Raw genomic sequence first — 18952 nt, forward strand, 5'->3', positions numbered from 1 at the left:
GCAAGGGCGCCCGCGGGAGGTCACTTCCAGAGGGCGCAGCGGCTTTCGGCCTTGGTCGTGAAGACTTCTTCGCCCTTGAGCTTCTGGATCACCTTGTAGTAATCCCACGGCTGCTTGGATTCGGCCGGCGACTTGACCTGCACCAGGTACATGTCGTGCACGAAGCGGCCATCGGCGCGGATGTTGCCCTTGGCATAGAAGTCGTCGATGGGCGTGGACTTCAGCGTGGCCATGACCTTGTCGGCATCGACCGTCTTGGAGGCCTGCACGGCCTTCAGGTAGGTCATGGTGGCCGAGTAGTCGGCGGCCTGGATGTCGGTGGGCATGCGCTTGGTCTTCTCGAAGAAGCGCTTGCCGAAGGCGCGCGTCTTGTCGTCGAGGTTCCAGTCCCAGCTGGTGGTGAGCAGCAGGCCTTCGGTGTTCTTCAGGCCCAGGCTGTGCACGTCGGTGACGAACACCAGCAGGCCCACCATCTTCATGTTCTTGGTGATGCCGAATTCCTTGGCCGCCTTGATCGAGTTGATGGTGTCGCCGCCGGCATTGGCCAGCGCCAGCACCTGCGCCTTGGAGTTCTGCGCCTGCAGCAGGAACGACGAGAAGTCGGAGGTGTTCAGCGGGTGCTTCACGCTGCCCAGCACGGTGCCGCCCTTTTCCTTCACGACCTTGGTCGCGTCGCCTTCGAGCGCCTGGCCGAAGGCGTAGTCGGCCGTCAGGAAGTACCAGCTCTTGTCGCCACGGCCGATGACGGCGGAGCCGGTGCCCTTGGCGAGTGCCACGGTGTCGTAGGCGTAGTGCACGGTGTAGGGCGTGCACTGTTCGTTGGTGAGCGCCGAGCTGCCGGCGCCGTTCACGATGAAGACGCGCTTCTTCTCGTGCGCCACCTTGGCCATGGCCAGGCCGGTGCCCGAGCTGGTGCCGCCGAACAGCATGGTCAGGCCCTGCGTGTCGATCCACTCGCGCGCCTTCGAGGCGGCGATGTCGGCCTTGTTCTGGTGGTCGGCCGTGAGCAGCTCGATGGGCATGCCGTTGACCTTGCCGCCGAAGTCGTCGATGGCCATCTGGATCGCCAGCGCGCCGTTCTTGCCTTCGACGTCGGCGTACAGGCTCGACATGTCGGTGATGAAGCCGATCTTGACCTTGTCCTGCGCCTGGGCCTGGGCAGTGCCGGCGGCCAGCGCAGCGGCGGCGAAAACGGCGGAGAGAGCGAATGTGGTGATCTTCATGAAAGGTGTTCCTGTGGGGGTGTTCGGGGGTGTCGCGTCACTTCCAGAGCGCGCACTTGGAATCGGCCTTGGTGGTGAACACCGTGTCGCCGGGCAGCTTCTTCACGAGCTTGTAGTAGTCCCACGGCGTCTTCGATTCGGCGGGCGACTTGACCTGCATCAGGTACATGTCGTGCACGTAGCGGCCGTCGGGACGGATCTGGCCGGAGCCGAAGAAGTCGTTGATCTTCATCTTCTTGAGCTCGGCCATGACCTTGTCGGCATCGTCGGTCTTGGCGGCGTCCACGGCCTTGAGGTAGGTCATGGTGGCCGAGTAGTCGGCGGCCTGGATTTCGGTGGGCATGCGCTTGGTCTTGTCGAAGAAGCGCTTGGCGAACTTGCGCGTGTCGTCGTTCAGGTCCCAGTACCAGCTGGTGGTGAACTGCAGGCCTTCGGTGTTCTTCAGGCCCAGGCTGTGCACGTCGCTCAAGAATATCAGCAGGCCGGCCAGCTTCATGGTCTTGCCGATGCCGAATTCTTTCGCCGCCTTGATGCTGTTGACGGTGTCGCCGCCTGCATTGGCCAGGCCGAGGATCTGCGCCTTGGAGTTCTGCGCCTGCAGCAGGAACGAGGAGAAGTCGGACGCGTTGAGCGGGTGGCGCACCGCGCCGACGATCGTGCCGCCCTTGGCCTTCACGACGGTGGAGGTGTCGGCTTCGAGTGCGTGGCCGAAGGCGTAGTCGGCCGTCAGGAAGAACCAGGTCTTGCCGCCGCCGTCGACCACTGCGGCGCCGGTGCCCTTGGCGAGCGCGACGGTGTCGTAGGCGTAGTGCACGGTGTAGGGCGAGCACTGTTCATTGGTGAGCACCGACGAGGCCGCGCCGTTGTTGAAGTACACGCGCTTCTTCTCGGCCGCGACCTTGGCCAGCGCCAGGCCGACACCCGAATTGGTGCCGCCGAAGACCATGCTCAGGCCTTGCGTGTCGATCCACTCGCGCGCCTTCGAGGCGGCGATGTCGGGCTTGTTCTGGTGGTCGACGGTGAGCAGCTCGACCGGCTTGCCGGCGGCCTTGCCGCCGAAGTCGTCGATGGCCATCTGGATCGCCAGCGCGCCGTTCTTGCCTTCGAGGTCGGCGTACAGGCTCGACATGTCGGTGATGAAGCCGATCTTGACCTTGTCCTGGCCTTGCGCCTGGGCGGACGCTGCGAGCGCCAGTGCGGTGAAAGCCAGGGCGAAAGCGGTGAGCTGATTTTTCATGGATGTCTCCGGCAGTAGCAAGAAGGGGTGAAAGAACTCAGACGCCGAGCAGCTCGGTCAGCACGGGCATCTTGGCTTCGAGTTCGGCAGCGCCGAATTTCTCGACGATGCGGCCGTGCTCCATCACGTAGAAGCGGTCGGCCAGCGGCGCGGCGAAGCGGAAGTTCTGCTCGACCATGACGATGGTGTAGCCCTTGGCGCGCAGCGTGGTGATCATGCGGGCCAGCGCCTGCACGATGACGGGCGCAAGGCCTTCGGAAATCTCGTCGAGCAAGAGCAGCTTGGCGCCAGTGCGCAGGATGCGCGCCACCGCGAGCATCTGCTGCTCGCCGCCCGACAGGCGCGTGCCCTGGCTGTGGCGGCGCTCCGCGAGGTTGGGGAACATGGCGTAGATCTCGTCGACCGACATGCCCGGCCCCGCGCCTTTCAGCTCGGGCGGCAGCATCAGGTTTTCTTCGCACGAGAGGCTGGCGAAGATGCCGCGCTCTTCGGGGCAATAGCCGATGCCCAGGTGCGCGATGCGGTGCGTCGCCATCGAGATGGTCTCGACGCCGTTGACCTTGATGCTGCCCTTGCGGGCGCCGGTGAGTCCCATCACGGCGCGCATCGTCGTCGTGCGGCCCGCGCCATTGCGGCCCAGCAGCGTGACGACTTCGCCCGGCTGCACGACCATGTCGACGCCGTGCAGCACGTGCGATTCGCCGTACCAGGCCTGCAGGCCCTTGATTTCGAGTGCAGCGGTCATGTCAGTGCGCGCCCTGCATCTGGCCGTCGGTGGTGCCCATGTAGGCCTCCATCACCTGCGGGTTCTTCGAGACTTCGGCGTACGGGCCTTCGGCCAGCACGGCGCCGCGCTGCAGCACCGTGATGGTGTCGGCAATGGTCGAGACCACGCTCATGTTGTGTTCGACCATCAGGATGGTGCGTCCGGCCGACACGCGCTTGATGAGCTCGGCCACGCGGTGCACGTCTTCGTGGCCCATGCCCTGCGTGGGTTCGTCGAGCAGCATCAGTTCGGGTTCCATGGCCAGCGTGGTGGCGATCTCGAGCGCGCGCTTGCGGCCGTAGGGCAGGTTCACCGTTTGCTCGTCGGCCAGGTCTTCGAGGCCCACCTCGGCGAGCAGTTCGCGGGCGCGCGCATCGAGCGGCTTGAGCGACTTCTCGCTCTTCCAGAAGTGGTACGAGGTGCCGAGCTTGCGCTGCAGGCCCAGGCGCACGTTCTCGAGCAGCGTGAGGTGCGGGAACACGGCGGAGATCTGGAACGAACGGATCACGCCGCGTCGCGCGATCTGCGCCGGGCGTTCGCCTGTGATGTCGTGCCCGTTGAACAGGATCGTGCCCGCGGTCGGCTCGAGGAACTTCGTGAGCAGGTTGAAGCAGGTCGTCTTGCCGGCACCGTTGGGGCCGATGAGCGCGTGGATCGAGCCGCGCTTCACCGAGAGGTCAACCTTGCTGACCGCGGTGAATCCCTTGAATTCCTTGGTGAGCTGGCGTGTTTCAAGAATGACGTCGCTCATCTCGCGGCGTCGTCCGTGTGCGGAAAAAAGAAATCGGTCATGCGGTCCATCTCAATGCGTGCGCCACCAGCGAGCGCGGACCGATTGTTGGGGGCTGCTATGCAATTGCATACTGGGGCAAATGCCTATGCTGCACTGCAACCATTCACAAGGCGCACCACCCCCGGGCAAACGACTGTCGTCCCGACGACATTGCGCACCGCAACACACACACCGGCGAACGCGCGAGGCGTGCACATGCGCAGTGATGAGGCGCTCGCGCACGCCTGCGCCCTTCGTGGAAAACTTGCGCGTTCGCTGCACTGCAACGATGCTCTTTCACCCGGATTGAATCCCCCCACTGCCATGCCGAACTTCCGCTCGCCCGAATTCCTCGCCGGCCACATCGCGCACACGCTGGCGTTCTACGCGCCGCGCAGCCGCGATGCCTCGGGCGGCTTCTTCCATTTCTTCAAGGACGACGGCACGGTGTACGACCGCCGCACGCGCCACCTCGTGAGCAGCACGCGCTTCGTGTTAAACCACGCGATGGCATGGCGCCGCTTCGGCCGGCCCGACGACCTCGCGGCGGTGCGGCACGGCCTCGCGTTCCTGCAGACCGCGCATGCGCAGCCGAATGGTGGCTATGCATGGCAGATCGACTGGGATGGCCATCAAGCCACCGTGCAGGACGGCACGCAACATTGCTACGGCCTGGCCTTCGTGCTGCTCGCGCACGCGCATGCGCTGATGGCCGGCGTCGAGGAGGCGCGCGCCGGCCTCGCGCGCACCCGCGAGCTGATGGAACAGCATTTCTGGGAGCCGGCGCACCAGCTGTACGCGGACGAAGCCACGCCAAGCTGGCAGGTCGGCCCCTACCGCGGCCAGAACGCCAACATGCACGCCTGCGAGGCGATGCTCGCGGCCTACGACGCCACGCGCGAGCCCTTCTACCTGGACCGCGCGCGCACGCTGGCCGAAAGCATCACGGGCCGGCAGGCCGCGCTCGCCGACGGGCTGGTGTGGGAGCACTACCGCGAGGACTGGTCGGTCGACTGGGACTACAACCGCGGCGACAAGACCAACATCTTCCGGCCCTGGGGCTTCCAGACCGGCCACCTCACCGAATGGACCAAGCTGCTGCTGCAGCTCGACAGCCACCTCGGACCCGACGCGCCCGGCACCGAATGGATCGTGCCGCGTGCGCGACATTTCTTCGATACCGCGATGCAGCGCGGCTGGGACGCGACGCACGGCGGGCTGGTCTACGGCTTCGGTCCCGACGGCGCGGTGTGCGACGGCGACAAGTACTTCTGGGTGCAGGCCGAGAGCTTCGCCGCCGCCGCCCTGCTCGCGGTGCGCACGGGCGACGCGGGCTACTGGGACTGGTACGACCGGATCTGGGCCTACAGCTGGAACCACTTCGTCGACCATGCGCACGGTGCGTGGTACCGCATCCTCACGCCGCAGAACGCGAAGGTCAGCGACGAGAAGAGCCCGGCGGGGAAGACGGACTACCACACGATGGGTGCGTGCCATGACGTGCTGAAAGTGCTCGGCGCGTAAAAAACCCCAGGGTCCCGAAGGAGCCTGGGGTGATGAGGAGGAGGCGTGTTGTCAGTGCGCGCCGGCGGCCGCATCGCCGCCCGCGCCGCCCTTTTGCGGTCGCGCCAGCCACACCAGCGGAATCAGCAGCAGGAACAGCACGGCCGAGGCATAGAAGATGTCGTTCGTTGCGAGCATGAACGCCTGCTGGTCGACAAGGCGGTTGATCTGGCCGAGCACCTGCTCGGTGCTGAAGCCGCTGCCCGTCAGCCCCGCGATGGCGCTGGTGGCCGCGCTGTTGCCCGGGTTCACCGACTCCACGAGCTGCGCGTGGTGCAGCGCCGCGCGGCTGTCCCACAGCGTGGTGGCAATCGACGTGCCCATGGCGCCCGCCGTGATCCGCAGGAAGTTCGACAGCCCCGACGCGGCCGGGATGCGGTCGGGCGTGAGGCCCGACAGCGTGATGGTCACGAGCGGAATGAAGAAGAACGCCATCGCGATGCCCTGGATGATCGTCGGGATGATGATCGTCACGAAGTCGGCCTGCGTGTTGAAGTTCGAGCGCATCCACAGCACCAGCGCGAACACCAGGAACGAGAAGGTCGCGTAGCGGCGCGGATCGATCTTGGCCACCGTGAGGCCCACCACGGGCGAGAAGAAGATCGCCAGCATGCCCACGGGCGCCATGATCATCCCCGCCTGCGTGGCGGTGTAGCCCATCCACTGCTGCAGCCACAGCGGCAGCAGCACCACGTTTCCGAAGAACAGGCCGTAGGCGATGGCGGTGGCCACCGCGCCCGACCAGAAGTTGCGGCGCTTGAACAGCGACAGGTCGACCACCGGGTGCTTGTCGGTCAGCTCCCAGACCAGGAAGAAGGCGAAGCCGACCACGGCCACCACGGCCATCGTGACGATTTCGGCGGAGTGGAACCAGTCGAGCTCCTTGCCCTTGTCGAGCATGAGCTGCATCGAGCCGACCCACAGCACCAGGAGCGCCAGCCCGATGGCGTCGATCGGCACCTTGTGCGTCTTGCTCTCGCGCTTGTGATACAGCGTCCAGGTGATGGCCGCGGCCACGATGCCGACTGGGATGTTGATGTAGAAGATCCACGGCCACGAGATGTTGTCGGTGATCCAGCCGCCGAGCAGCGGCCCCATCACCGGCGCAACCAGCGTGGTCATCGACCACATGGCCATGGCCAGGCCCGCCTTGGCGCGCGGGTAGCTCGACAGCAGCAGCGTCTGCGACAGCGGAATCATCGGCCCCGCCACGAAGCCCTGCAGCGCGCGGAACAGGATGAGCGTGGTCATGTTGGGCGCCAGGCCGCACAGCAGCGAAGCGATCATGAACAGGATCACGCTGGCCATGAACAGGCGCACCTGGCCGAAGCGCTGGGTCATGAAACCCGTGAGCGGCACCGCGATGGCGTTGGCCACCGCGAAGCTGGTGATGACCCAGGTGCCTTGCGTGGTGCTCACGCCAAGGTCGCCCGAGATGGCCGGCAGCGACACGTTGGCGATCGACGAGTCGAGCACGTTCATGAAGGTGGCGGCGGACAGCGCGACCGTGCCCCACACGCGGGCGGAGCCCTCGAGCGGGGGGTGCGCGATGTAAGCAGGAGCAGCAGTGGCCATGGCGCGAGCTGTGAAGGTTCAGCGAATCCGCGCTGCGATCAGCCCGGCTGGCCCTGCGTGGCGACGTGCGCGGCCGGTGCCGCAGTGGCTGCGGCCGGGCGGCTCACGGCCGCCGTGGGCGCGCCGCGACCGAGGTTGGCGGCCACGATGCGTTCCACCTCGGCGTCGGCGCCGCGGTCGAGCTGGCTGTAGACCTGCGTCTGCGCGAAGGCGGTGCTGCGCGGCGCGTCGGCCAACATCTTGCCGGTCTTCTGCGTGATGTCGATCTCGGCATCCATCGACAGGCCGATGCGCAGCGGGTTGGCCTTGAGCTGCTCGGGGTCGAGCGCGATGCGCACGGGCACGCGCTGCACCACCTTGATCCAGTTGCCGGTGGCGTTCTGTGCCGGCAGCAGCGCAAAGGCGGCGCCGGTGCCCACGCCCAGGCCGGCCACCTTGCCGGTGTACTCGACCTTCTTGCCGTACACGTCGGCGGTGAGCTTCACGGGCTGGTCGATGCGGATGTTGCGCAGCTGCACTTCCTTGAAGTTGGCGTCGACCCACAGCTGGTGCAGCGGCACGATCGACATCATCGGCGTGCCGGCAGCCACGCGCTGGCCCAGCTGCACGGTGCGCTTGGCGACGTAGCCGTCGACCGGTGCGGGCATGGCCACGCGCTGCGTGGCGAGGTAGGCCTCGCGCACCTTGGCCGCAGCGGCCAGCACGCTCGGGTGCTGGGGCACGCTGGTACCTTCGGTCAGCGACTGGTTGCTGGCCAGTGCCTCGCGCGCGGCGACCACGCCGGCCTGTGCGGCGGCCAGTGCGCTCTTGGCGTTGGCCAGTTGCGTCTCGGCGTGGTTGAGTTCTTCCTTCGACACGGCGCCGTTGCCCGACAGCGCGCGGCGGCGCTGCAGGTCGTCCTGCGCCTTGGCGATGTCGCTCTGGGCCTTGGCGATGTCGGACTGGCGCAGCGTGACCTGCGCGGCCAGCGAGCCGTTGTTGGCGTACAGCGTGCGCACCTGGCGCACGGCCTGCGCGAGCGCGGCCTCGGCCTGCTCGAGCGCGACCTTGGCGTCGGCCGGGTCGAGCTGCACCAGCGGCTGGCCGGCCTTCACGAAGTCGGTGTCGTCGGCGCCGATGGCCATGACCGTGCCGCCGATCTGCGGCGTGATCTGGATGACGTTGCCCTGCACGTAGGCGTTGTCGGTGTTCTCGTAATGACTGGCGACCAGCCATTCGTACAGGCCCCAGCCGCCACCGGCGACCACCACCACGGCGGCGAGGACGGTGAGTGCGCGGCGGCGCTTGCCGTTGCTGGCAGGCGCCTCGGGCGCTGCGGTGGTGGGCGCGTTGGAAGACGGGATGGAAGCGGATGTCGGAGTGTTGTTATCGCTCATGATGGAGTTCTTTCCGAAGAAGGCGGATCAGCAAATCAGTTCTGGGTGGCGGCCGTCGGCGCCGACGCCGTGGCGGTGGCCGGCGGTTGCCAGCCGCCGCCCAGGGCGCGCGCCAGGCCCACCTGCGTGTCGAGGGCGCGGGCCGCCAGGTCGACCGCGAGCCGGCGCTGGGCCAGCACGGCGGTTTCGGCGGTCAGCACGTTGAGGTAGTTGCCCAGGCCCGCGCGGTAGCGCTGCACGGCAATGTCGTAGGCGCCTTCGGCGGCCGTCTGCGCGGCGTGCTGCTCGGTCTGCTGGCGCGTGATCGACTGCGCGCTCGACACCTGGTCGGCCGCGTCGCGCACGGCGTCGAGCACGGTGGCGTTGTAGCTTTCGATGGCCACGTCGAGGTCGGCCGACTTGCCGCGCAGGTTGGCACGCAGGCGCCCGCCTTCAAAAATCGGCAGGTGGATGGCCGGGCCCACGCCCCACTGCTCGCTGCCCGACTTGAGCAACTTGCCAAAGCCCAGGCTCTGGAAGCCGGCAAAGGCCGTGAGGTTCACGTTGGGATAGAACTGGGTCTTGGCATTGGCCACGTCGCTGGTGGCCGCTTCGACGCGCCAGCGCGCGGCGGCGATGTCGGCGCGGCGGCCCAGCAGGTCGGCCGGAATGTTCGCCTGCAGCGCCATCGGTTTCACGCCGGCGAGTACCGGCGGCTTGAGTGAGGCCGACACATTGGGCTGCCCCACGAGCGCATCGAGCGCGTGCTGTTGCAGCGCGATCTGCTCGTTGAGCGCTTCGATCTGCTGGCGTGCTTCAGGCAGGCCGCCTTCGCTCTGGCGCAGTTCGAGGCGCGTGTCGAGGCCGGCCGAGACGCGGTCGCGCACCAGCTTGAAGGTTTCGTCGCGCTGGGCCAGCGTGCGCTTGGCCACCTCGACCTGTTCGTTCAGGCGCGCCCACTGAAAGTAGCTGCGCGCCACGTTGCTCGCGAGCAGCACGCGCGCGGCATCGGCGTCGGCTGCGGCGGCATTGGCTGCGCCGAGGGCGGTGTCGAGCGCGCTGCGGTTCTTGCCGAAGAAGTCGAGCTCCCAGCTCGCGCCGAGCTGCAGCAGGCCGATGTTCTGCGTCGAGCCGCCCAGCGGCGCCGGGTAGATGTAGTTGCTGTTGAACTTCTGGCGGTTCAGGTTGAGGTCGGCGCCGACCTTGGGCAGCAGCGCCGCGCCGGCGATGTCCGCCGAGGCCTGGGCACGCACGAGACGCGCACGCGCGACCTGCAGATTCGGGTTGCCGGCCACGGCCTGGTCGACCAGCGCATTGAGCTGGCTGTCGCCGAAGGCCTGCCACCACTGGCTGTCGAGGGCGGGCACGGTGGCGCGCGCGGGATCGGCCGCAATGCCGAGCGTGGACGCATCGCGCAGCGTGGCGTGCGAGCCGATGCCGGCCATGTCGGCGCAGCCGGCGAGCGCGACCACCGCCAGCGCGGCGGCCACGACAGGCGTGCGACGCAGCGCGCGCACGGCGAAAGACTCAGTCATTCTTCTCTCCACGGGCCGCGAGGCCCTGTGCGTTGTCGAGGATGCGGCGCAAGTAGTCCTTGAGCTGCTCCCATTCTTCGGTGGTGAAGCCGGCCAGGTACTCGTTCTGCACCCGGCTCAGCACATAGGGCACTTCCTTCGCGGCCGCGCGGCCTTCGTCGGTGAGTTCGATGTTGACCACGCGGCGGTCTTCGAGCGAGCGCACGCGGCGGCACAGGCCCTTGGCCTCGAGGCGGTCGAGCAGGCGCGTCATGGCGCCGGTGTCGAGCTCGCAGGCGCGGGCGAGTTCGGCCACGGTGGTGGCGGCGCCGGCGTGCAGCTTGTACAGCGGCACCCACTGCGGATAGGTGGGGCTGCCGGGTTCGCACATGCGCGTGCCGACCGTCTGGCCCACGGACGTGACGATGCGGCGCATCAGGTAACCAATGCTCTCTTCGGCGCGGTAGTCCTCGGCGCGATAGAAGTCGGCCGGCGGGCGCACGGCCTCGTCGGGCGTCGGAGGAACCGGGGAAATGGGGGCATCGCTCATGCCGAAAATATTAGCTGCCATGGCAATTACTGTCAAGGCGACCTTTGTGAAGGCAAGGGCTCGGTAGAATCCGCGCCCATGGCTTCTTCCCCTCCGTCGTCCTCCGCAGCCAAGGGTTCGCCCCGCTCGCTGTCGGGGTTGCGCCCCTTCCTTCGCCCCTACCGCGTGCAGATCGTCCTGGCGGGGGTCTTCCTGGTGATGGCGGCCGTCACGACGCTGGCATTCCCTATCGCCTTGCGCAGCCTGATTGACGGCGGCTTGGTCAGCGCCGACAAGGGCGCGCAGACCATGGCGCTGCGCGAACACTTCGGCGCCCTCTTCGCGGTGGCCGTGGCGCTGGGCCTGTTTTCGGCCGCGCGTTTCTATACGGTGAGCTGGCTCGGCGAGCGCGTCACGGCCGACCTGCGCAACGCGGTCTACGGCCACGTGCTGCAGCAGAGCCCGGCCTTCTTCGAGACCACGCAGACCGGCGAGGTGCTGTCGCGCCTCACGGCCGACACCACGCTCGTGCAGACGGTCGTCGGCTCGTCACTGAGCATGGGCTTGCGCAACGCCGTCATGGGCGTGGGCGCGCTGGCGGTGCTGGTCTGGACCAACCCTTATGTGATGGTGCAGGTGCTGGGCATCTTGGTGCTGGTGGTGCTGCCGAGCATGTGGTTCGGCCGCCGCGTGCGCAAGCTCTCGCGCGCCAGCCAGGACCGCGTGGCCGACTCGAGCGCCATCGCGGCCGAGGTGCTGAACGCGATTCCCGTGGTGCAGAGCTACACCGCTGAGGGCCGCGAGGCCGACCGCTTCAACGGCTCGACCGAAAACGCCTTTCAGACTGCCGTGCGCCGCACGCGCGCGCGCTCGGTGCTCGTGGCCTTCATCATCATCGCCACCTCGGCGGCGCTGCTGTGGGGCCTGTACGAAGGCACGCAGGCCGTGCTGCGCGGCGACATCACGGCCGGCCACCTGGGCCAGACCGTGGTCTACGTGGCGATCCTCGCGAGCGCCACCGCGGTGCTCGGCGAGGTGTACGGCGACCTGCTGCGCGCGGCCGGCGCCACCGAGCGCCTGATGGAACTGCTGCACGCGCCGACGGCCATCGCCTCACCCGCACGGCCGGCGGTCGCGCCCGTTCCCGCCGCGGGCAGCGCCATCCGCTTCGACGCGATCACCTTCCATTACCCCTCGCGGCCGGGCACGCCGGCGCTGCGCGACTTCAGCCTGGACATCGCGCCGGGCGAAACCGTGGCGCTGGTGGGATCGAGCGGCGCGGGCAAGAGCACGGTGTTCCAGCTGCTGCTGCGCTACTACGACCCGCAGTCGGGCCGCATCGTGCTCGACGGCGCATCACTGGACGCACTCGCCCTGCACGACCTGCGCACCCGCATCGGCCTCGTGCCGCAGGACGCGGTGATCTTCTCGGCCAGCGCCTTCGAGAACATCCGCTACGGCCGGCCCGAGGCCAGCGCCGATGAAGTGCATGCGGCGGCGCGCGCTGCCTTCGCGCACGACTTCCTGCAGGCGCTGCCCGAGGGCTACGACACCTTCCTGGGTGAACGCGGCGTGCGGCTGTCGGGCGGCCAGCGCCAGCGCATCGCCATCGCGCGGGCCATCCTGAAGAACCCGCCGCTGCTGCTGCTGGACGAAGCCACCAGCGCGCTCGACGCCGAGAGCGAACGCATGGTGCAGGCCGCGCTGGAATCAGCGATGGAAAACCGCACCACGCTCGTGATCGCCCACCGCCTGGCGACCGTGCAGAAGGCCGACCGCATCATCGTGCTGGACCACGGCGGCATCGTTGAACAGGGAACGCACGCGGCGCTGGTGGCGCAAGGCGGCGTGTACGCGCGGCTGGCCGCGCTGCAGTTCACGGCCTGAGCGGGCCGGACTGGACGGGCTCGTCGAGCCCGTCGGTTACTGCAGGGTTTCTTTCAGCGCTGCCGGAATCGGCAGCGCCATCACCGGAATGCCTTCGTCGAGCAATGCTTCGGTCTGCTCCGGCGTGGCCTGGCCGCGAATGCCGCGCTCGGCGGTTTCGCCGTAGTGCATCCTGCGCGCCTCGTCGGCAAAGCGGTCGCCGACGTCTTCGGTCTTGGCCAGCACTTCGCGCACGGCGCGCATCCAACGGGCTTCAGGTGAAGTCGAGGTTGCTGCCGGTACTTGAGTGGATGGCGATGCAGGTGCCGACGGCGTGTGGCTCGCGTCGCGCCCTTCTTCCTTCGGCGCCTTGGCGTTGCTCAGATTCAGGCGCGGCGCACTCAGCAGCTTGACGATGGCGGTGTCGCCGCAGACCGGGCACTCGACCAAGCCGCTCGCGAGCTGGCTGTCGAACGCCTCGTTGGACGCGAACCAGCCCTCGAAGCCGTGGCCGTGCGTGCAGCGGAGATCGAGGACCTTCATGCGCGGATTATCCCGCGCCGCCTTGCGAGGCTGCGGCCTGCCAATCCAGTGCCCATGCGCCCGAGAGGACGTTCTGCAGCCACAGGGCGCAGGTGAGCGTCTTCGCGTCGGTCACGGTGCCGTCGCGGCACCAGCCGATGAGCTCCTGCGGCGTGGCGGTGAACACGTCGAGAAACTCGCCGTGGTCGAGCTGGCGCTCGCCCAGCGAGAGGCCGCGTGCAAAGTAGATGTGGATGATCTCGGTCGAGTACGCCACCGCCAGGTGCGTGGCCCCCGCATGCGCCCATTCGCGCGCGGTGTAGCCGGTTTCCTCGAGCAGTTCGCGCCGCCCGCACAGCAGCGGATCTTCGCCGGCGTCGAGCTTGCCCGCGGGAAACTCGACGATCACGCGGTCCACCGGGTAGCGGAACTGGCGTTCCAGCACCACGCGGCCGTCGTCGAGCAACGGAATCACCACCACCGCACCCGGATGCACCACGTACTCGCGCGTGGCGCTGTGGCCGTCGGGCAGGCGGATGGTGTCTCGCTTGGCGTGCAGGAACTTGCCCTTGAAGAGCTCTTCGCTGCTGACGAGCGCTTCCTTCAGATGCGAATCGGCGATGGGAGAAGTCATGTCAGTGCCTGTGCTTCATCAGGTAGCGCCAGGTGAATCCCGGGAAGGCCAGCACGACGAACAGCGAGGCCGTCACCGCGTAGAACTCCCAGCCCTGGGGCGCGATCTGCCCTGCCCTGCGTTCGAACAGCAGGCCGATGCCGCCGGCAATGAAGTACAGCACCACCAGTTCGCCGAAGCGAATGGCGAGCGACTTGTGCTTGGCCGACAGCGGCACCGCCCCGAACAGGCGCTCATTGAGGAACGGCAGATTGGCGGCCGCCAGGGCCACCAGCAGCACCACCCAGACCGACGCGGATTGCGACACCGTGTGGGGGCCGCGTCAGTGGGCCAGCGTGGCCGCGATGGCGTCGTAGCACAGCGTCATCAGACCGCCGGGCAGCACGCCAAGAATCAGGATCAGCGCGCCGTTGATCGTGAGCACGGTGCGCACGTCGAACGAGGCCGACACGGTGGTCGCCGTGACGGGTGCGTCGAAGTACATGACCTTGACCACGCGCAGGTAGTAGAAGGCGCCGATCAGCGACATGATCACGGCGAACACCGCCAGGCCGATGTAGATGGCGGCACCCGAGGCGATCAGCGCCTGCAGCACGGCCAGCTTCGCGTAGAAGCCGACGAGCGGCGGCAGGCCGGCCAGCGAGAACATCGCGATGGCCATCACGCCGGCGTACAGCGGGCTGCGCTGGTTCAGGCCGGCCAGGTCGGTGATCTCTTCGCTTTCGAAGCCTTCGCGCGCCAGCAGCAGGATGATGCCGAAGCTCGCCAGCGTGGTCAGCACGTAGGTGATGACGTAGAACATCGAGGCGCTGTAGGCGGCCTGCGCGTTCTGCGTGCCCTGCTGGTCGGAACCCGCCACCAGGCCCAGCAGCATGAAGCCCATCTGCGCGATGGTCGAGTAGGCCAGCATGCGCTTGAGGTTGCTCTGCGCAATGGCGGCCAGGTTGCCGATCACCAGCGAGGCGATCGCCAGCACGGCCAGCATCTGCTGCCAGTCGATGGCCAAGGGCTGCAGGCCGTCGACCAGCAGGCGGATGATGATGCCGAAGGCAGCCAGCTCAGGCGCGGCACCGATCAGCAGCGTGACCGCCGTCGGCGCACCCTGGTAGACGTCGGGCACCCACATGTGGAACGGTGCAGCACCGACCTTGAAGGCCAGGCCCGCCACGATGAAGACCAGGCCGAACACCAGCACCTGGTGGTTCACCTTGCCGGTCGAGATCGCCTTGAAGACTTCGTTCAGGTCGAGCGAGCCGGTCGCGCCGTACATCATCGACAGGCCGTACAGCAGGAAGCCGCTGGCCATCGCGCCGAGCACGAAGTACTTCATGGCGGCTTCGCTGGCCACCGCGTTGTCGCGGCGCAGGGCCACGAGCGCGTAGCTCGACAGCGTGAGCAATTCGAGACCGAGGTAGATCAGCAGGAAGTTGCTGCCGCCGATCATCACGAACATGCCCAGCAGTGCCAGCATGCTGATCGTGAACAACTCGCCGCCGCGCAGCATCTCGCGGTCGGCCGCGTAGGGACGGCCGTAGACCAGCGTCACCATCAGGGCGAGCGAGGCGAAGCACTTGAGCCAGTTGCCCATCGAGTCGCTCACCACCATGCCGCCGAAGCCGTAGGCGGTCTTGCCGCCGACAGCGGCCAGGCCCGTGAGCACAGCCACCGCCGCCAGCGTGAGCAGCGTCAGGATGTAGGTGCGGGTGCGGCGCGGGCTCGTGTCCGACAGGTCGACCAGCGCAATGATGCAGGCCATGACCAGCAACACGATTTCGGGGTAGATCGTCACCCAGCTGAGTTTGTCAATCATCTCGTTCTCTTCTTCAGCGTGGCATCAGACGGGCAGCTTCGAAATCGCCACATGGCGCAGAAGCTCGACGACGGAGGCATCCATCGCGTCGGTGAAAGGCTTCGGATACAGGCCCATCCAGAGCACGGCGATCGCCAGCAGCGACAGCATCAGGAACTCGCGGGCGTTGATGTCCTTCAGTTCCTTGACGTGGTCGTTGGCGACCGGGCCCAGGTACACGCGCTTGTACATCCACAGGGTGTAGGCGGCGCCGAAGATCAGTGCGGTGGCAGCGCCAAGACCGATCCAGAAGTTGGCCTTCACGGCGCCCAGGATGACCATCCACTCGCCCACGAAACCGGCGGTGCCCGGCAGGCCGCAGTTGGCCATGGCGAACAGCAGCGCGAACGCGGCGAACTTGGGCATGGTGTTGACCACGCCGCCGTAGTCGGCGATCTGGCGCGAGTGCACGCGGTCGTACAGCACGCCGATGCCCAGGAACATGGCGCCCGACACGAAGCCGTGGGCAATCATCTGCACGATGCCGCCGGACACGCCGAGCTCGTTGAAGATGAAGAAGCCCAGCGTCACGAAGCCCATGTGGGCGACCGACGAGTACGCCACCAGCTTCTTCATGTCCTGCTGCACCAGCGCAACGAGGCCCACGTAGATCACGGCGATGAGCGACAGCGCGATCATCAGCCACGCCCATTCGTGCGAAGCGTCAGGCGCGATGGGCATCGAGAAGCGCAGGAAACCGTAGGCACCGAGCTTCAACATGACCGCGGCCAGCACGGCCGAACCACCCGTGGGGGCCTCGACGTGCACGTCGGGCAGCCAGGTGTGGACCGGCCACATCGGCACCTTGACGGCAAAGGCCGCGAAGAAGGCGAAGAACAGGAAGGTCTGCGCGGTCGACCCCAGCGGCAGCTTGTGCCAGCTCAGGATGTCGAAGCTGCCGCCCGACTTGTTGTACAGGAAGATCAGCGCGACCAGCATCAGCAGCGAGCCGAGCAGCGTGTACAGGAAGAACTTGAACGCCGCGTAGATCTTGTTCGGGCCGCCCCAGATGCCGATGATCAGGTACATCGGGATCAGCGTGGCTTCGAAGAACACGTAGAACAGGATGCCGTCGAGCGCCGAGAACACGCCGATCATGAAACCTGACAGGATCAGGAACGCGCCCATGTACTGGTTCACGCGCTCGGTGATCACTTCCCAGGCCGAGATCACGACCACGACCGTGATGAAGGAGGTCAACAGCACCAGCCACAGCGACATGCCGTCGATGCCCAGGTGGTAGTTGACGTTGAAGCGCGAGATCCAGCTCGTCTTCTCGACGAACTGCATCGCGGCGGTTCCGTTCTGGAAGCGCATGAACAGCGGCACCGTGACCAGGAAGCTCACGATGGCACCGACGAGCGCGACCCAGCGCACGCCCTTGGCGTGCTCGTCGCGGCCAAACGCCAGCAGCGCAGCGCCGAATGCGATCGGCACCCAGATGGCAAGGCTCAACAAACCCATTTTTCTTTTTCTCCAGCGTTCGGGCTCAACGTTTGAACCAGACGAAGTACGTCATCAGGATGAAGATGCCCAGCAGCATCGCAAAGGCGTAGTGGTAGATGAAGCCCGTCTGCAGCCAGCGGATGACACCTGCGACGCGCCCCACCACCTTCCAGGACCCGTTGACGATCGTGCCGTCGATCAGGCCCTGGTCACCGCCCTTCCACAGGCCGGTACCGAGCATGCGGGTACCGCGGGCAATGACGTTCTCGTTGAACCAGTCCATGTAGTACTTGTTCTCGAGCAGTCGATAGACCGGACCGAACGTCCGCTTGATGGCGGCCGGCAGCGCCGGGTTCATCATGTACATGTAGTACGAGAGCGCCACGCCCGCCAGCGCCAGCCAGAACGGTGCGGTCTGCAGGCCGTGGATCGCCATGGCGACCGGGCCGTGGAAGGCTTCCTTCAGCTCGCCCATCGCGTGGTGCTTGGCACCGTCGACGAAGATCGCGTCCTTGAAGAAGCTGCCGAACAGCATCGGGTCGATGGTCATGAAGCCGATCACCACCGAAGGGATCGCCAGCAGCACCAGCGGCAGCCAGACCACCATCGGCGATTCGTGCGGCTTGTGGGCGTCGTGGCCATGGCCGTGATTGTCGTGGCCGTGATCGCCATGTCCATCGTGCGCATGGTCGTCATGGTGCGCATCGGGGTTCTGGTCGTAGCGTTCCTTGCCGTGGAAGACCAGGAAGTACATGCGGAACGAGTAGAACGCCGTCACGAACACGCCGGCCAACACCGCGTAGTAGGCGAACTGCGCGCCCCACAGGTGGCTTTCGTGCACGGCCTCGATGATGCTGTCCTTCGAGTAGAAGCCCGAGAAAAGCGGCGTACCAATGAGCGCGAGCGAACCCAGCAACGAGGTGATCCAGGTGATGGGCATGTACTTGCGCACGCCGCCCATCCAGCGGATGTCCTGGTTGTGGTGCATGCCGATGATCACCGAGCCCGCGCCGAGGAACAGCAGTGCCTTGAAGAAGGCGTGCGTCATCAGGTGGAACACCGCGACCGAGTAGGCCGAGGCACCGAGTGCCACGGTCATGTAGCCGAGCTGCGAGAGCGTCGAGTACGCGACCACGCGCTTGATGTCGTTCTGGATGATGCCCAGGAAGCCCATGAACAGCGCGGTGATGGCCCCGATCACGAGGATGAAGCTCAGGGCCGTGTCGCTCAGCTCGAACAGCGGCGACATGCGCGCCACCATGAAGATGCCGGCCGTCACCATCGTTGCCGCGTGGATCAGCGCCGAGATGGGGGTCGGGCCTTCCATCGAGTCGGGCAGCCACACGTGCAGCGGGAACTGGGCGCTCTTGCCCATCGCGCCGATGAACAGGCAGATGCAGATCACCGTGATGAGCATCCACTCGGTGCCCGGGAAGGTGATGCCGGCCAGCATGTTGGCCTTGGCGAAGGCTTCGGTGTAGTTCAGCGTGCCTGCATAGGCGGCAATCAGGCCGATGCCCAGGATGAAGCCGAAGTCGCCCACGCGGTTGACCAGGAAGGCCTTCATGTTCGCGAAGATGGCCGTGGGCTTGTTGAACCAGAAGCCGATCAGCAGGTACGACACCAGGCCCACCGCTTCCCAGCCGAAGAACAGCTGGAGCATGTTGTTGCTCATGACGAGCATCAACATCGAGAAGGTGAACAGCGAGATGTACGAGAAGAAGCGGTTGTAGCCGTCGTCTTCTTCCATGTAGCCGATGGTGTAGATGTGGACCATCAGCGACACGAAGGTCACGACGCACATCATCATGGCCGTGAGGCCGTCGACCAGGAAGCCGACTTCCATCTTCAGCCCGCCGACGATCATCCACTCGTAGAGCGTCTGGTTGAAGCGGGCTCCGTCGACGATGACCGACTTCAGCGTCAGCGCCGAGATCACGAAGGCGACGAACACGCCCAGGATGGTCAGCGAATGCGTGACCTTGCGGCCGATGTGGTTGCCGCCGAACTTCGTGCCGAACAGACCGGCAAGTGCGGCGCCGACCAGAGGTGCCAGCGGCACGGCCAGCAAGGTGGATGCGGAAAGGGTTGCGCTCATACT

Annotated in this window: 16 protein-coding genes; 2 read left to right on the forward strand and 14 right to left on the reverse strand. The window is 66.6% G+C overall.

All coding sequences use genetic code 11. The features are described 5' to 3' along the window. Positions 1–20: 20 nt before the first annotated feature. From IG196_RS19865 to IG196_RS19880, 4 genes are read right to left on the reverse strand one after another with little or no spacing between them, the layout of a single operon-like run. Positions 21–1223, reverse strand: a complete 1203-nt coding sequence (locus IG196_RS19865) for an ABC transporter substrate-binding protein (RefSeq protein WP_192192648.1) — start codon at positions 1221–1223, stop codon at positions 21–23. 37 nt (positions 1224–1260) lie between these two features. Next, positions 1261–2460: an ABC transporter substrate-binding protein gene (locus tag IG196_RS19870; RefSeq protein ID WP_192192650.1), complete on the reverse strand. Its 1200-nt coding sequence runs from the start codon at positions 2458–2460 to the stop codon at positions 1261–1263. 37 nt (positions 2461–2497) lie between these two features. Beyond that, positions 2498–3205 carry an ABC transporter ATP-binding protein gene (locus IG196_RS19875; RefSeq protein ID WP_099790983.1) on the reverse strand — a complete coding sequence of 236 codons (708 nt, stop codon included), beginning with the start codon at positions 3203–3205 and terminating at the stop codon, positions 2498–2500. A 1-nt stretch (position 3206) separates the two neighbouring features. Beyond that, positions 3207–3977 (reverse strand): ABC transporter ATP-binding protein, encoded by a 771-nt coding sequence (locus IG196_RS19880; protein WP_099790985.1) that lies wholly within the window; start codon positions 3975–3977, stop codon positions 3207–3209. Between the two features lie 345 nt (positions 3978–4322). Here IG196_RS19880 and IG196_RS19885 point away from each other — a divergent pair, with 345 nt between their 5' ends. Continuing rightward, entirely contained in the window at positions 4323–5522 is a 1200-nt protein-coding gene (locus IG196_RS19885; RefSeq protein WP_192192652.1) for an AGE family epimerase/isomerase, read from the forward strand. A 51-nt stretch (positions 5523–5573) separates the two neighbouring features. On the opposite strand, the gene IG196_RS19890 is transcribed toward IG196_RS19885, so the two are convergent. The 4 genes from IG196_RS19890 to IG196_RS19905 are packed head-to-tail and all read right to left on the reverse strand — an operon-like array spanning position 5574 to position 10555. After that, positions 5574–7136: a DHA2 family efflux MFS transporter permease subunit gene (locus IG196_RS19890; RefSeq protein WP_192192654.1), complete on the reverse strand. Its 1563-nt coding sequence runs from the start codon at positions 7134–7136 to the stop codon at positions 5574–5576. Positions 7137–7174: 38 nt separating this feature from the next. Then, complete coding sequence (locus IG196_RS19895; RefSeq protein WP_192192656.1) at positions 7175–8512, reverse strand: efflux RND transporter periplasmic adaptor subunit; 1338 nt, start codon at positions 8510–8512, stop codon at positions 7175–7177. Between the two features lie 35 nt (positions 8513–8547). After that, positions 8548–10026: an efflux transporter outer membrane subunit gene (locus IG196_RS19900; protein ID WP_192192657.1), complete on the reverse strand. Its 1479-nt coding sequence runs from the start codon at positions 10024–10026 to the stop codon at positions 8548–8550. After that, on the reverse strand, positions 10019–10555 hold the full coding sequence (locus IG196_RS19905; RefSeq protein ID WP_192192659.1) for a MarR family winged helix-turn-helix transcriptional regulator: 537 nt from the start codon (positions 10553–10555) through the stop codon (positions 10019–10021). Before IG196_RS19905 ends, IG196_RS19900 begins: the two co-directional genes overlap by 8 nt. A gap of 78 nt (positions 10556–10633) precedes the next feature. Here IG196_RS19905 and IG196_RS19910 point away from each other — a divergent pair, with 78 nt between their 5' ends. Continuing rightward, entirely contained in the window at positions 10634–12421 is a 1788-nt protein-coding gene (locus IG196_RS19910) for an ABC transporter transmembrane domain-containing protein (RefSeq protein ID WP_153283066.1), read from the forward strand. Between the two features lie 36 nt (positions 12422–12457). On the opposite strand, the gene IG196_RS19915 is transcribed toward IG196_RS19910, so the two are convergent. The 6 genes from IG196_RS19915 to nuoL are packed head-to-tail and all read right to left on the reverse strand — an operon-like array spanning position 12458 to position 18949. Then, the gene (locus IG196_RS19915; RefSeq protein ID WP_192192661.1) at positions 12458–12943 is read right to left on the reverse strand and encodes a DUF1178 family protein; all 486 of its coding nucleotides are present in this window, start codon (positions 12941–12943) and stop codon (positions 12458–12460) included. Between the two features lie 7 nt (positions 12944–12950). Then, positions 12951–13556, reverse strand: a complete 606-nt coding sequence (locus tag IG196_RS19920; protein WP_192192662.1) for an NUDIX domain-containing protein — start codon at positions 13554–13556, stop codon at positions 12951–12953. Between the two features lies 1 nt (position 13557). Next, entirely contained in the window at positions 13558–13863 is a 306-nt protein-coding gene (locus tag IG196_RS19925; protein ID WP_192192664.1) for a DUF2818 family protein, read from the reverse strand. Between the two features lie 15 nt (positions 13864–13878). Then, positions 13879–15366, reverse strand: a complete 1488-nt coding sequence (gene nuoN / locus IG196_RS19930; RefSeq protein WP_099791003.1) for an NADH-quinone oxidoreductase subunit NuoN — start codon at positions 15364–15366, stop codon at positions 13879–13881. Positions 15367–15390: 24 nt separating this feature from the next. Further along, on the reverse strand, positions 15391–16869 hold the full coding sequence (locus tag IG196_RS19935) for an NADH-quinone oxidoreductase subunit M (RefSeq protein ID WP_099791005.1): 1479 nt from the start codon (positions 16867–16869) through the stop codon (positions 15391–15393). A gap of 25 nt (positions 16870–16894) precedes the next feature. After that, on the reverse strand, positions 16895–18949 hold the full coding sequence (nuoL, locus tag IG196_RS19940; RefSeq protein WP_192192666.1) for an NADH-quinone oxidoreductase subunit L: 2055 nt from the start codon (positions 18947–18949) through the stop codon (positions 16895–16897). Positions 18950–18952 lie beyond the last annotated feature (3 nt).

It is taken from the genome of Variovorax sp. 38R (assembly GCF_014843395.1).
Classification (GTDB): Bacteria; Pseudomonadota; Gammaproteobacteria; order Burkholderiales; family Burkholderiaceae_C; genus Variovorax; species Variovorax paradoxus_H.

Coding starts and splice junctions, on each gene's coding strand:
- IG196_RS19865 (WP_192192648.1), bottom strand. CDS start 1,223: ATGAAGATCACCACATTCGCTCTCTCCGCCGTTTTCGCCGCCGCTGCG.
- IG196_RS19870 (WP_192192650.1), bottom strand. CDS start 2,460: ATGAAAAATCAGCTCACCGCTTTCGCCCTGGCTTTCACCGCACTGGCG.
- IG196_RS19875 (WP_099790983.1), bottom strand. CDS start 3,205: ATGACCGCTGCACTCGAAATCAAGGGCCTGCAGGCCTGGTACGGCGAA.
- IG196_RS19880 (WP_099790985.1), bottom strand. CDS start 3,977: ATGAGCGACGTCATTCTTGAAACACGCCAGCTCACCAAGGAATTCAAG.
- IG196_RS19885 (WP_192192652.1), top strand. CDS start 4,323: ATGCCGAACTTCCGCTCGCCCGAATTCCTCGCCGGCCACATCGCGCAC.
- IG196_RS19890 (WP_192192654.1), bottom strand. CDS start 7,136: ATGGCCACTGCTGCTCCTGCTTACATCGCGCACCCCCCGCTCGAGGGC.
- IG196_RS19895 (WP_192192656.1), bottom strand. CDS start 8,512: ATGAGCGATAACAACACTCCGACATCCGCTTCCATCCCGTCTTCCAAC.
- IG196_RS19900 (WP_192192657.1), bottom strand. CDS start 10,026: ATGACTGAGTCTTTCGCCGTGCGCGCGCTGCGTCGCACGCCTGTCGTG.
- IG196_RS19905 (WP_192192659.1), bottom strand. CDS start 10,555: ATGAGCGATGCCCCCATTTCCCCGGTTCCTCCGACGCCCGACGAGGCC.
- IG196_RS19910 (WP_153283066.1), top strand. CDS start 10,634: ATGGCTTCTTCCCCTCCGTCGTCCTCCGCAGCCAAGGGTTCGCCCCGC.
- IG196_RS19915 (WP_192192661.1), bottom strand. CDS start 12,943: ATGAAGGTCCTCGATCTCCGCTGCACGCACGGCCACGGCTTCGAGGGC.
- IG196_RS19920 (WP_192192662.1), bottom strand. CDS start 13,556: ATGACTTCTCCCATCGCCGATTCGCATCTGAAGGAAGCGCTCGTCAGC.
- nuoN (WP_099791003.1), bottom strand. CDS start 15,366: ATGATTGACAAACTCAGCTGGGTGACGATCTACCCCGAAATCGTGTTG.
- IG196_RS19935 (WP_099791005.1), bottom strand. CDS start 16,869: ATGGGTTTGTTGAGCCTTGCCATCTGGGTGCCGATCGCATTCGGCGCT.
- nuoL (WP_192192666.1), bottom strand. CDS start 18,949: ATGAGCGCAACCCTTTCCGCATCCACCTTGCTGGCCGTGCCGCTGGCA.